Origin of the sequence: Natronobiforma cellulositropha (assembly GCF_025629245.1) — an archaeon.
GTDB classification, from domain to species: Archaea; Halobacteriota; Halobacteria; order Halobacteriales; family Natrialbaceae; genus Natronobiforma; species Natronobiforma cellulositropha.
Window position 1 is genome coordinate 1 of the sequence record NZ_JANZXN010000020.1, and the last position, 13,845, is coordinate 13,845.

5 protein-coding genes are annotated in these 13,845 nt (G+C 65.9%); 1 reads left to right on the forward strand and 4 read right to left on the reverse strand.

Annotated elements, in window-relative coordinates; translation table 11 throughout:
• The first annotated feature begins 1,944 nt into the window (after window positions 1-1,944).
• A complete protein-coding gene (locus tag N0B15_RS10410) occupies window positions 1,945-9,165 on the forward strand; it encodes a right-handed parallel beta-helix repeat-containing protein (RefSeq protein WP_263019640.1) in 7,221 nt (2,406 codons plus the stop codon).
• Between the two features lie 36 nt (window positions 9,166-9,201).
• Here N0B15_RS10410 and N0B15_RS10415 read toward each other — a convergent pair whose 3' ends face one another.
• The 4 genes from N0B15_RS10415 to N0B15_RS10430 all read right to left on the reverse strand — a co-directional run bounded on the left by N0B15_RS10415 (window position 9,202) and on the right by N0B15_RS10430 (window position 13,803).
• Entirely contained in the window at window positions 9,202-9,651 is a 450-nt protein-coding gene (locus tag N0B15_RS10415; protein ID WP_263019641.1) for a pyridoxamine 5'-phosphate oxidase family protein, read from the reverse strand.
• Window positions 9,652-9,731: 80 nt separating this feature from the next.
• A complete protein-coding gene (locus tag N0B15_RS10420) occupies window positions 9,732-10,850 on the reverse strand; it encodes an aminotransferase class V-fold PLP-dependent enzyme (protein WP_263019642.1) in 1,119 nt (372 codons plus the stop codon).
• Window positions 10,851-11,286: 436 nt separating this feature from the next.
• On the reverse strand, window positions 11,287-12,273 hold the full coding sequence (locus tag N0B15_RS10425) for an aldo/keto reductase (RefSeq protein WP_263019643.1): 987 nt from the start codon (window positions 12,271-12,273) through the stop codon (window positions 11,287-11,289).
• 48 nt (window positions 12,274-12,321) lie between these two features.
• Window positions 12,322-13,803, reverse strand: a complete 1,482-nt coding sequence (locus tag N0B15_RS10430; protein ID WP_263019644.1) for an SLC13 family permease — start codon at window positions 13,801-13,803, stop codon at window positions 12,322-12,324.
• Between the last annotated feature and the right edge of the window lie 42 nt (window positions 13,804-13,845).

Sequence of the window (13,845 nt, forward strand, 5' to 3'; positions counted from 1 at the left end):
CTACACGAACGAGGTCCTCGAGCCGGGCGAACGCCAGACGGTCGAGACCGGCTTCACCGTCTACGAGGACACCGGCGGCGGAACTGACGAGGGCGAGTATCAACTCCGCGTCGACGGCGTCGAAGTCGGCATGGTCGACGTCCGAGCACCGCTCGAGGTGGTCGAAACCGATATCAAGACCGAAGCCGTCCCGCTCGACGGCCGACTGGACGTCGACGCGACGTTCGAGAACACGGTGAGCGAGGCGCACAACCTCTCGAACCTCGACATCGGTCTCTACGACGAACTCGGCCACCGGGTCACCGGCGGCGTCGACAACCGCTACACGAACGAGCAACTCCAGTCCGGTGAGCGCCAGACCGTCGAGACTGGCTTGACCGTCTCCCGCGACACCGGCGGCGGCGTCGACGCGGGCACCTACGAGTTGCGGATCGAGGGGACACCGGCGGGAACGGTGACGGTGTTCGACGGAGTCGGTCCCGCGGACCGAACCGTACAGGACGAACCGGTCGGAATCGACGACTCCTTCGACGTCTCGGTGACGTTCGAGAACGGGGACGAGTCGACGGCGACGACGAGCGGGATCGAATTCGAGTTGCTCGACGCCGCAGGCGTCTCGGTGGCCAGTTACGAGGCCGACGAGACCGTTGCACTCGGTCCCGACGAGAACGAGACACTCGAGTTCTCGGTCCCTGCCGACGTGGCGGAGTCCGGACTCTACGAGGTGACGGTCGAGGGCGTCCCATCGGGGACGATAGCGGTGCTCGACGGGATGGGACCGACCGAACTGACCAACGTGACCGAGCAGGTCGCTATCGGTGATCGGATCGACGTCGAGATGACGGTCTGGAACCTCGGGAGTGAGGCGCAGAACCTCACCAACGTCGCGACGGAGCTATTCGACGAGAACGGAAACCTGGTCCAGGGAAGCATCGATAACACCCACCACGATCTAAAACTTCAACCTGGCGAGAGTGCGACGGTCCAAACCGGCCACCCGACAGCCCACAACGCCGGTTCCGGGCCCGACAGCGGCACCTACGAGCTGCGGGTCGAGGGAGTCCACGCCGGGTACGTCGACGTGCGTGACCCACACGACGTAGTCGAGACGGACATCGCCACCAGTCGGGTAGCCATCGACGACCGGGTCGTCGTCAACGCGACCTTCGAGAACGTGGTCAACGACGTCCACGGCATTTCGAACATCGACGTCGCACTGTACGATCTCGAGGGCGACCGGCTGATCGGGGGCGTCGACAACCGATACACGAACCTCGAGGTTGAACCGGGCGAGCGCGAGACCGTCGAGACCGGCTTTACGATCCACGGCGACACCGGCAGTGGCTTCGACGAGCAGGGAATCGTCGAACTGCGCGTCCATGGTGTCCACGCGGGCTACGTGGAACTGCGCGAGCCGTTGGACGTGCTGGGAACGAACCTCCAGACAGAACGGGTCACACCTGATGACCCGGTCGAGGTGGAACTGACCGTCCAGAACGCCGTCGGAGAGACCCACGAACTCGGTGCGGTCGACGTGGGGCTGTACGACGCCGACGGGACGCGCGTTCACGGCGAACTGGTTACCGACTACGAGACCGTCACGCTCGAGCCAGGCGATCAGGAGACGGTCGTCGTCTCGATCGATGCGGCCGACGACGGTGGCATCGAGCAAGGAACGTACGAGGTCCGCGTCGAGGGCGAGCGCGTCGGCGACGTGGGCGTACGAGAAGCACTGAAGCTGGTCGGCCACACCCTCGAGACGTCCGAGGTCGCCTTAGACGACCGCCTGGTGGTCAACGCGACCTTCGAGAACGCAGTGAGTGAACCTCACGGCATCTCGAACATCGACATCGGTCTCTACGACGAACTCGGCCACCGGGCCACCGGCGGCGTCGACAACCGCTACACGAACGAGGTCNTCGTGTCAACGGTGTCGAGGTCGGCATGGTCGACGTGCGCGACCCCCACGACGTAGTCGAGACGGACATCGCTACCAGCCGGGTGGCCATCGACGACCGGGTCGTCGTCAACGCGACCTTCGAGAACGTGGTCAACGACGCCCGCGGCATTTCGAACGTCGACATCGGGTTGTACGACCTCGAGGGCGACCGGCTGATCGGGGGCGTCGACAACCGATACACGAACCTCGAGGTTGAACCGGGCGAGCGCGAGACCGTCGAGACCGGCTTTACGATCCACGGCGACACCGGCGGTGGCTTCGACGAGCAGGGAATCGTCGAACTACGCGTGCAGGGCGTCCACGCGGGCTACGTGGAACTGCGCGAGCCGTTGGATGTGATCGAGACGGACCTCGAGACCGAGGTGGTCGCACTCGACGGTCGGCTGGACGTCGACGCCACGTTCCAGAACGAGGTTGGCGAGGCGCACAACCTCTCGAACCTCGACGTTGCCCTCTACGACGACCTCGGCCACCGGGTCATCGGCGGCATCGACAACCGCTACACGAACGAGCAACTCCAGCCCGGGGAACGACAAACGGTTGAGACCGGCATCACCCTCGACCCCGACACCGGCGGCGTCGACCCGGGTACGTACCAGCTTCGGGTCGAAGGTGCTCACGCAGGAATCGTCGACGTCTACGACATGGTAGTCGAGGGTGAGTCGATCCAGGACGCTATCGACGAGGCCAGCGTGGGCGAAACGGTTTACGTCGCCCCCGGGACGTTCGAGGAACCACTCTCGATCGACGTCGAGGGACTGACGCTCGAGACCGTCGGCGACGGCGAGACGGTACTCGAGGGCAACGATTCGCTCGAGACCGCGATCCACGTCACCGCCGACGACGTGACCGTCGACGGCGTTACCGTCAGCAACTACACCGGGCCGTGGACGGACGCGGCGGTGTACGTCGACGGCGTCGAGCGGTTCGAACTGCGCGACAGCAGGGTCACCGACTCCAACGCGGCGGTCGCCCTGCGGAGCAATCCCCACGACTCGGTGCTCTTCGGCAACGAGATCGTCGACAACGAGGGGGTTGGCGTCCACGTCCTCAGCGGCGACGGGCACACGATCGTGGCGAACGAGATCTCGAGAAACGGCGACCACGCGATCACCGGCGAGCAGCCGAACGCCGAGGACGCCCACATCACCGACAACGTCATTGCAGACAACGCGGGCGGGGCGATCCTACTCAATCAGATGAACGACGCGACCGTCGCACACAACGTCGTCACTGGAAACGAGGGCGGGATCTATACGAACCTGCGCAGCACCGTCACCGACAACTACCTCGCGGAGAACAACGCCTCGGTGACCCTGCTACAGGGTGGGATTCGGACCAACCACGACTCGACGATCGCCCGCAACACGGTCGAGAACGTCGAGGGGTACGGCATCGGGCCGAACGCCCGCTCGTCGGTAGTCGACAACGTCGTGATCAACGGGAGCCAGATCGGGATCTCCCTCGACTTCGACGACGTGACCGTCCGAAACAACACCGTCTCCGGGCACGACTCGGATCTGCACATCTTCGACGGCGTCGGTCACACGATCCGGGACAACCGCTTCGAGACCGGTATCTCGTTCTACCGCGTGCCGACCGATCTAGACGAGTCGCCCCACACGATGGAGAACAACACCGTCGGCGGTGACGAGCTGTACTACGCGACCGGCGTCTCCAATCCGACGATCCCCGAGAACGTCGGACAGGTGATCTTCGTCGACGTCACGGACGCGGAGGTCTCGGGGCTCGATCTCGACAGCTCCGTCGCAGGCGTGCAGGTCACCCACAGCGAGGGTGTGATCATCACGGATAACGTGGTCACGACCACGCCCATCGACTACAACTTCTTGAGCGGCGCGATCGGCGTCTGGCACTCCCCGGACGCAACGGTTTCCGAGAACGAAGTCACGGACGTCGATTCCGCAGGAATTCAGGTGGTCGAGAGCGATCGAGCGACGATCTCCGACAACGAGGTTGCGAACGCCTATCGCGCGGCGATCTCGTTCCGCGTCGACATCGGCCACACCTACGAGGGAACGACGACCATCTCGGGTAACACGCTCGAGAACGCCGGATTGGGCGTCCACCTCGTCGGCGTCGAACACGTCGACGTCCTCGAGAACGAGATCGCCGACGCCACCAACGGCGTCTACGCCGACAACGTCGACGGGCTGCTCGTCGACGGAAACACGATCGGCCGCGCGAGCAACCAGGGGATGCGCCTCGGACACGGACCGGCGCTCTTGCGCGTAGACAACACCACCGTCACGAACAACACGGTCACCGACAGCGGTGCCAGCGGGATCGAACTCACCAACCGCTTCGGAACGGTCATCGAAGAGAATACCGTGACCGGCAGCGCCGAGGTCGGAATCGTCGCCGAGATCGACGACGCGGGCGGTTCAGTCACCAACAACACCGTCAGCCACAACGAGGAGGGACTGTCCGTCACCGGCGTCGGCACGACCGACCTCGTGAATACCTCGATCGTTGCAAACACCATCGAGGACAACCACGAGGTCGGTCTCACCGTCGGCGGCGACCAGAACGTCACCGTCAGCGAGAATGCCATCGCGGGCAACGGCGAGGGGCTGTTCTACACCGGCGGGGTCGACGTGCTCGACGCGACGAACAACTGGTGGGGCGCGGCCGACGGACCGAGCGGCGGCGAGCCAGACCCAGAGACGGGTGCCGTCGCCGACGGCAGGGGAGACTCGCTGGCGACCGAGGGCGACTGGGACGATGGATGGATCGCGTTCGACCCCTGGGTCGGCAAGCTGGCGTACTTCACGGTCGACTGTGAGGACGAGACCTGCACGTTCGACGCCTCCGCGGGCGAGTACCCCGGCGAGATCGCCACCCACGACTGGACCTTCGGCGACGGCGCCACCGATACTGGTGAACTCGTCGAGCACACCTACGACGAACCTGGAACCTACACCGTCACGCTGACCGCCGAAGCCGAGGACGGGACGACCGGCACACACAGCGAGACGGTCGGCATCGATGGCGACACTACGGGTTGTGACGTCGTGGTGTCTGCCGGCGACTCGATCCAGACCGGTATCGATGGCGCGGCGGCCGGCGAGACAGTCTGCGTCGAGTACGGCACCTACGACGAATCGGTGACGATCGATTCACCGCTGACGCTAACCGGTGTCGGGACGTCGCCGGTGCTCGAGGGAATCGGTGACGCCGGAATCACGATCACGGAAACGAACAGCGTCACCCTGTCCGATCTCGAGATTCTCGGGTACGATAGCGGTGTGCGCGTCGAAGACGCCGACGGTGTCACCGTCGAACGCCTGGACATCGAACCGGAGACGAGCGGAGTGTACGTCGATGGGGCGACGACCACCACGGTGTCGAACGTCACGAGTTCTGGCGGACTGAACGGCGTCTATACCCACATGGGAACGGCCGACGTGACTGTCAGCGAGTCGACGTTCACGAACACGCATCGCGGGGTGTACCCGCTCGGCTGGAATCTCACGTTCGAAAACAACACGCTCTCGGGGAACGACTACGGCGTCTACCTCGAGGACCACGGTCTCGAGTACGACGAACCGTCGGTGACGATCACTGGGAACGTCTTCGAGGACAGTACGGACGCCGCGATGTGGATCTACGAGTACGGATTCGAGGTGGACCAGTCGGTTCTCGACGCCGTCGAGTTCAGTGACAATTCGCTCGAGGACAACGCGCTCGGCGTCGAGGCGATTCTCAGCGACGGGTTGCAGTTCGACGCCCGAGAGAACTGGTGGGGTGCCGAAAGCGGACCGAGCGGGAACGTCGTCGACCCCGAGACCGGCGTCGTCGCCGACGGAGACGGTGACGCGATCGATCACTGGGAGGAGGCGAACGAGAGTGTTCGCTTCGAGCCGTGGCTCACGGCACTACCGGGACCGACCGGGACGATCACCGGCACTGTCACCGACGCCGAGACCGGCGAGCCAATCGAGAACGCGACGGTCAGCGCCGTCGAGCGACCAATCACGCCACTGGAGACGGTAACCGAATCCGACGGCGCGTTCGAACTCGAGGTCCCCCCAGGCACCTACGCCGTCGACGTCCTCGCAGACGGCTACGAGACGACGGGTGAGACCGATGTCGGCGTCGACGTCGACGGGACGACGACCCTCGACCTCGAACTCACAGAGACGACCGCCTCGCTCACCGGCACCGTCCTCGACGCCGAGACCGGCGAGCCGATCGAGGGCGCGGAACTCGTGATCGTCCAGCAGGAAGGAGTCGGCTACGGCAACATCGGCGACCTCGAGGGCGGGTTCAACACGACGGCCACGACCGACGCCGACGGCGTCTACGACGTGGCCCTGGTCGAGGGTGTGTTCAAGATGGACATCCTGGCGCCGGGCTACGATGACGAGCGTCGGATCAACATCGAAGTCGGCGAGGACGAGCGGGTGCACTACGACCCAATCGACATGGACCCGCTCCCGACGGTCAACGGGACGGTCACGGACGCGACCACCGGCGAGCCGATCGAGGGCGCGACCGTCACCTCGACCGACCTCGATGGAACGGTCGACACGGCCATCACGAACGAGAGCGGCTGGTACGAAGTGAACGTCACCGGCCGCTGGTCGGTCGGCTACGACGCCGACGGCTACGAGTGGCAGTCCCAGATCGTCGATCCGGATACCACCCAGGACGTCGCGCTCGAGCCGGATATCAGCGCGACCCTCGAGCTCACTGCCGTCGAGGCTCCCGCCGAGATCGACGGCGACGAGAACCTCACCGTCTCGACGACCGTCGAGAACGTCGGCGACGCGAGCGCCGACACCGAAACGGTCTCACTCGTCTTACTCGAGGACTCGAGCGGGACGACCCCGCAGCCGCCCGTCGCTCACACCACAGCGCAGGTCAGCCTCGGTCCCGGCGAGAACACTACCGTCACGTTCGATCTCGAGGTCCCACCGCTCGGCGCGGGTGACTACGAGTTCCGCATCGAGACCCCCGACGACGTGGTGACACAGCCCGTCGAGGTGACGGGACCAGCGCTCGAGATCGTCGCGTTCGACGCGCCCACCGAAATCGCCACCGGCGGAACGACGAGCGCAACGGCGACGGTCGAGAACGTCGGAAGCTCGAGCGTCGACGGCATGCCAGTGGTAGCCCTGCTCGCGGAGGAGCCGAGCGGGTCGGGATACCAACAGCCGGTCGCGAACACCACCGAGCAGGTAACGCTCGCACCCGGCGAGAACACTACCGTCGAGTTCGAACTCGAGATTCCGACCCTCGAGCCAGGTGCATACGAGTTGGTCGTCGCCACACCGACGGACTCGAAGACGCGCACGGTCACCGTCGGGTTGCCCGCACCCGAGGTGACGGTCACGTCCGTCACGGGCTCCGAGACAGTCGGGGAGACGGTCTACGCGAACGAGACGGTCACCGTCGAAGGGACCGCCTCGAGCGAGACGACGGTTACGAGCGTAACTGTCCTCGCGCTCTCTGAGAACACGACGTTCTCGGCGTCGGTCGCCGCCGACCGCAACGGCGAGGCGTGGATTGCTGACCTGCCGCTCGACGAGCAGGTCCCCGACGACGGCCACTACACACTCACGGCGGTCGTCACCGACGAGGACGGTGGGACGAACGCCTCGAGTGCGGCTGAGACGGTCGTCGTCGACCGGGAGCCGCCGTCGCTCGCCGCCGCCATCACCGACGGCAGCGGAGAGAACGCAACGCTCGAGATTCGGAGCGACGAGCGGCTGGCATCACCACCGACGGTGACCGTCACGAACCCGAACGGAACCAGCGAGGGGCTGACCGTCGCTCCAGTCGGAGAACGCGCCTGGAACGGCACGCTCGAGTTCGACGCCTCGGGCGAGTACGCGGTCGCCGTCGAGGGCCAGGACCGCGCTGGAAACCCCACCACGGCGACCGCGTCGGTGAGCGTTCGGACGGACTTCGCGACCGAGAACGCCACCGGAACGCTCCTGAACGCCGAAACGGGAACCTTCGTCGAGTTCGACACTGATGGCGACCTCGAAGGACTGTACGCCGCGCTCTCGGAGAACGCCGACGCCTACGAGGAACTCGACGCTTCGCAGGTCGGCGTCGGCTTCCTCACGGCCGACCTCGACGAGCGTCTCGTGGCGAACCTGACGGGCGCGAGGATTCACGTCCCGGTCGACCTCTCCGCGGTCGACGGCGTCGACGAGCCAGCGAACGTCTCGCTCCAGCGCTACAACGCGACGGTCGGGGCGTGGGAACCGGTGGACACGAGCGTCGAGACAGTCGACCGGCCCGACCTCGGACTCACCGGCGAGTACTGGGTCGCCGCGGTCGAGCGCTTCTCGACCTACGGCGTGCTCGCCGAGGACACCGACGCGCCCGCGCTCGAGTCGGTCACCCCGGCCGAGGGCGAGACGCTCGAGGCAGGGACCAACGAGACGACGGTCCGGTTCGAGTACGCGGACGAGACCACCGGCATCGACGTGAGCGCGATCACGCTCACGGTCGACGGTGTCGACGTGACGGGCGAAGAGGCGACACAGCTCACCTCGAGCTGGGCCGAACACACGCTCACCGTCGAGGACGGTGTGAGCTACGAGACCGCCGTCACCGTCGTCGACCTCGCCGGAAACGAGGCGCACTTCGAGACGGCCTTCGCGGTCGACGAGGAGAGCGGCTCCTCCGGCGGCGGCGGAGGAATCGTCCTCCCACCCCCATCGACGCCGGAGCCAACGCCTGTGGCCGACATCTCGGTCACCGACGTCTCGATCAGCGAGACGGTGATCGGCGTCGGCGAGGCGCTGACCGTCGAGACCAGACTCGAGAACACCGGCGATGGAGCGGGGAGCGAGTCGATCACGCTCACGGCCGGTGGCGAGACGCTCGAGAGCCAGTCCGTCTCGCTCGAAGCCGGCGAGTCGGTGCGACTCTCGTTCACCTACGCCTTCGACGAGACGGGTGACTACATCGTGCGCGTCGGGGGTGAGTCCGGCGGCGTCGTGGCCGTCGTCGACACGGTCGAAGACGACGGCGCGACGGAGACGGACGACGACGAGCGGGCGACCGACCCTGCGGACGACGAGCGTGGGGAGGACTCGAGCGACGACGGCGAGCCAGCCGACGCTGACGACGACGAGTCACTCCCCGGGTTCGGCGTCGGGCTCGCCCTCCTCGCCGTCGCACTCGCACTCGCGGTCGGCGTTCGGCGACAGCCGTCGGAGTAGACGCGGTGAGTGCAGTCCGTCGTCCACCGCGGGCGCTCAGGCGTCCGTCGCGACTTCCTTCCGGCCCGTCATCGTCTCTGGCTCGAGCCGAAAGTAGCGAAACGTCACTTCCCGCCGTGGGCGCTCGAAGACGTCGACGGCGGGAATCTCGATCGCCCACATGCCCTGGATCAGCGCCGACTCCGCCGGCGCTTCGGTGACGTCGGTCAACGAGCCGCTAGCGACGACGCTTCGCCAGCCGTGGTCGGTCTCTCGGTGGACGACGAACGAGACCGGTTCGTCGACCAGTTCCTGTTTGCGGCCGTCTTTCGGCGTCGAGAGCTGGAAATAAAAGACCGCCTCGTCGGGGTCGAAGCCGTAGGAGACCGGAATCGAGACCGGTGCTCGGCCGGACTCCGTGGCGAACGAGAGCACACCCGTCCCACCTCGTCCCAGGAACTCGAGTCGTTCGTCGTCGGGTAGCTGGACCCAGCGTAGCCCTTCCATAGCTCCGGTACGACGGCAGGTATCAAAGAACCCGGCCGTGGCTACCACCAGTCGAGAACCGGCCCAGGGGTTCTCGGTGCTCACCAGTGTCGCTCGAGCGCCTCGGCCGCCGCGTCGACTTCCTGAGGGGAGTTCACGGCGTGAACCGAGAGCCTGACCGCGCTCGGAGACGGGAGCGACCGGACGACGATCCCCTCCGAGCCGAGCGCCTCGGTGACCGCCTCCGGGTCGTCGACGGCGACGGTGACCAGTCCAGATTCCGGCTCGCGCGGGCTGAACAGCCGGTCGGCCGGAATCCGTGCGGTGAGCCTGCTCGCGAGCCGCTCGATTCTCGCTTCGACCGTCTCGAGACCGACGTCCTCGAGCGTGGTGATCGCCGTCTCGAGTGCGACGTGCGGGACCAGGGGTCTGGTACCCACCTCGAAGCGCGCCGCTCCGGGGGCGAGTTCGTACGGCGAGGTGTCGGGGTCGACGACGCTCGCGTAGCCGATGGCAGGCGGCTGGAGGCGGTCTGCGGCGTCGGCGTCGACGTAGAGGACGCCCGCGCCCCAGGTGCCGAGGAGCCACTTGTGGCCCGCGAAGGCGACGGCGTCGGCACCCCACGCGCCGACGTCGAGCGGGACCTGGCCCGGCCACTGGACGGCGTCGACGAGGACGAACGCCCCGGTCTCGTGGGCGATCTCGACCAGGTCGGCGACCGGTAGCCGGGTGCCGAACGTCCAGGAGAGCGCACTGACACAGACCAGTGACGCCCCGGCCACCGCCTCGCGGTAGGTCTCGAGGTCCAGACGGCCCGCCTCGCTCTCGACGACGCGCACCTCGACGTCGTGGAGGCGCTCGAGGCGCTCCCAGGGGAGTACGCCGGCCGGGTGCTCGAGGTCGGTCCGGACGACCACGTCGCCCGGTTCCCAGGCGAACGCACCCGCGACGCGGTTGATGCCGTCGGTCGTGCTGGTGGTGAGCGCGATGTCCTCGGGGCGCGCTCCGACGAAGCCGGCGACCGTCTCTCGCACCCCCTCGGCGGTGGCAGACGCTGCGGTATACATCCCCTCGTTCGCCGGAGCATCGAATCCGTGGCGCTCGAGGAACGCCGCCGCGGCATCGACGACCGGCCGCGGTGTCGGCGCGCTCGCGCCGAAGTTGAGGTAGGTGACCGTCTCGAGTGCGGGAATCGACGCGCGAAGGTCCGCACAGTTCACGCCTGTTCACGCTCCGCACGAATCGCTGCGAGCGAACCGGTGCGAGCCGACACGGAGAGGAGAGCGATCATAGTGGCGCTACGGCGGTTCGGTGCTAAAGTATTCGGGAGCGGTCTCACGGGAAGAGACGGGTTCGAGCCGCCACCCCTCCCCCTCCCCAGAAAACCCCTACCAGAGAGGTATTATAATCTGATTATTGTTTCAGTGAGTGGAGAACAGTATCATCGAGTGTGGAGGGATGCGCTGGTAGGAGTACTCAGACGGAAAAATCACTCGAGTACAGACCACATTCACGAGCCTATCCGTCAGTGAGCCGTCCCAGTTCGCTGGCACAGTGAGCCACAGACACGATAGTAACAATTCAGATAGTTCTACAATCTCACTATACAATGATACTGTGAGGTTCGAACGGGTGGGTTCTGTGTACGGGCGCGACTCAGTCGTGGCCGATGACGGCGGTCGGCTCGTACGGTTCCTCGAGGTAGGCGAGGTCCGAATCGGAGAGGGAGAGTTCGGTGGCCTCGACGGCCTCTTCGAGGTGGGAGACGCTCGTCGCACCGACGATGGGCGCGGAGACGCCGTCCTGGTGACAGAGCCACGCCAGCGCGACCTGGGCCATCGAGACGTCCATGTCGGCGGCGAGTTCCTGGAGGCGCTCGTTGATCTCGCGGCCGCCGTTACCGAGGTAGGTGTCGTGGCGAGCGCTGTGGCGGTCGCGGTCGCTGTGGCCACGCTCCGTCGCGGTCAGCTCCTCGTGCGGTCTGGCCGCACAGCCTCGGGCGAGCGGACTCCAGGGGATCATGCCGACGCCCTCGCGACGACACAGCGGGACCACCTCGCGTTCTTCCTCGCGGTACATGACGTTGTAGTGGTTTTGCATCGTCGCGAAGCGCTCGAGTCCGAGGCGGTCTGCGGTGTGGAGGTAGTCGGCGAGCTCGTGGGCCCACATCGACGACGCGCCGAGGTAGCGCACCTGTCCCCGCCGAACCGCGTCGTCGAGTGCGCGCATCGTCACCGCGGGCGGCGTCTCCGGACACCGGCGGTGGATCTGGTAGAGGTCGACCGTGTCGACGCCGAGACGCTCGAGACTCGCCTCGAGGTTCTGTTCGATGGACTTCCGGGAGAGTCCCGAGGCGTTCGGGTAGTCCTCGTCGGTCGGAAAGCGAACCTTGGTCGCGAGGACGAACTCGTCGCGGTCGTACTCGTCGACGACGGAACCCAGGACGCGCTCAGACTCGCCCGCCGAGTAGACGTTCGCGGTGTCGAAGAAGTTGACGCCGAGGTCGATAGCCCGCTCGAGGATCGCTCGCGACTCGTCTTCGTCTAGGACCCAGTCGCGCCAGGACGGCGAGCCAAAGCTCATACAGCCGAGACCGATCTTGCTGACGCTCACGCCAGTCGAGCCGAGTGTCGTATACTCCATGTGGAATCCTCACACGACGCCACCAAAAGCCTTCGCATGGCAGCGCGGTCAGAACAGGCCGCTCGTGAGTGTCTCGAGGACGGGCCAGTAGAGGAGCCAGCTGAGCGTGGCGACGAGTGTGGCGAAGGCGAGCGTCAGCAGGCCGAGGAGGGTTACCTCGAGCAGGGAGAGCGGGCCGCGTTCGTAGGCGATGAGGACGGTCGAGAAGTTGAACGGGAAGATGATCGTCGCCGCGAGGACGAGCAGGAGGGTAAAGGAGAGGAACAGGGCGTTGATCTCGAGGACGGCGGCGAACTCGACGAACACCGGAAAGAGGATCAAGATGGCGGCGGCGATCGAGGAGAAAGAGCTACGCAGACCGATGGCGAAGAGGAAGAGAATCGCCAGGACGACGGCGGTGTGGCTGTCCGCGGGGACGACCGAGAAGACGACCCCGAGAACGAAATCGAAGGCACCGACCGCCTGCATGACCTCGATCAGCGAGAGCATCGTCCCGATGAGAAACAGAAAGCCCCAGCTGAGGGTGCGAAACTCGTCGACAGTGATGATCCGATACCAGGGCAGGGAGAAGATTGCGACGACGATCATCGCCGGAAGGATCGTCGGGATGCCGACGAACGAGCCGACGATCCAGAGGGAGATCGCGAACAGCAAACACGTGACGACGAAGCGCTGGTCGGGAGAGAGTGGCTGGGAGGAGACCGCGTCGGTCTCGAGCGAGTCCCCCGCCGAACCGCCCGCAGCCTCCCCATCGGTCGCCGCGGTCGCGTCCCGCTCGGGCGTGGGCGTGACCGTCACCGTGTCGCCGATCGAGAAGAGGCGACTCGAGGTGAGGACGATGCCGACGTAGAGGGCGACGACCGGCGGAGCCATGAACAGCGCCCACTCGATCCAGGTGATCGGCCGGACCATCGAGTCGATGAGTTCCGCAGTCAGTACCGACATCCCGCCGCCGGTCATCAACGCCAGCGAGACCATCGGGTTGACGTGGCCGACCAGGAAGTAGCCCACGCGCCTGAACGGACTGTCGTCACCGAGACCGTAGGTCTCGTTGATCTGGTCGACGACGGGCATGAACGCGACCGCACGGGCCATCCCCGACGGCATGAGAAACGCCAGGAGGAGGATCGCAGACGAGAGCCGCCAGAACGACGACCGGGGCGTACTCGTCGCGGTCGTGAGCCGGTTGGCGACCCACTCGTCGAGACCGACCTTCGAGACGCTCTTGCCGAGTAGTAACAACAACAGGAGGAAGAAGACGAGCGAGTCCGAGAAGCCGGAGGCCGCCTGTGAGAACGACTCTGCAGTTCCGAGGACGTAGAGTAAGACGACACAGAGGACGCTCGAGATCTCGTAGGGTACCGGTTTCGTGATCCAGAGGACGACCGTCGCGAGGAATACCGCGAGAACGGCCTGAATCTGGGAGTCGAGACCGGACGGGGCGAGGACGCCGACGACGAGGATGGCAGTGGCTCCGGTGATCCCGAGCGACTGGACCAGGCTCGCTGTGGTACGCCTGAAGAGTGTCACTGTTGGTCGAACGTACGCAGAAGGACCAATCTCGAGCACTTA

What these genes read in the sequence shown, in the direction of transcription:
- N0B15_RS10415 (WP_263019641.1), bottom strand. Translation starts at nt 9,651, where the DNA reads ATGGAAGGGCTACGCTGGGTCCAGCTACCCGACGACGAACGACTCGAG.
- N0B15_RS10425 (WP_263019643.1), bottom strand. Translation starts at nt 12,273, where the DNA reads ATGGAGTATACGACACTCGGCTCGACTGGCGTGAGCGTCAGCAAGATC.
- N0B15_RS10410 (WP_263019640.1), top strand. Translation starts at nt 1,945, where the DNA reads ATGGTCGACGTGCGCGACCCCCACGACGTAGTCGAGACGGACATCGCT.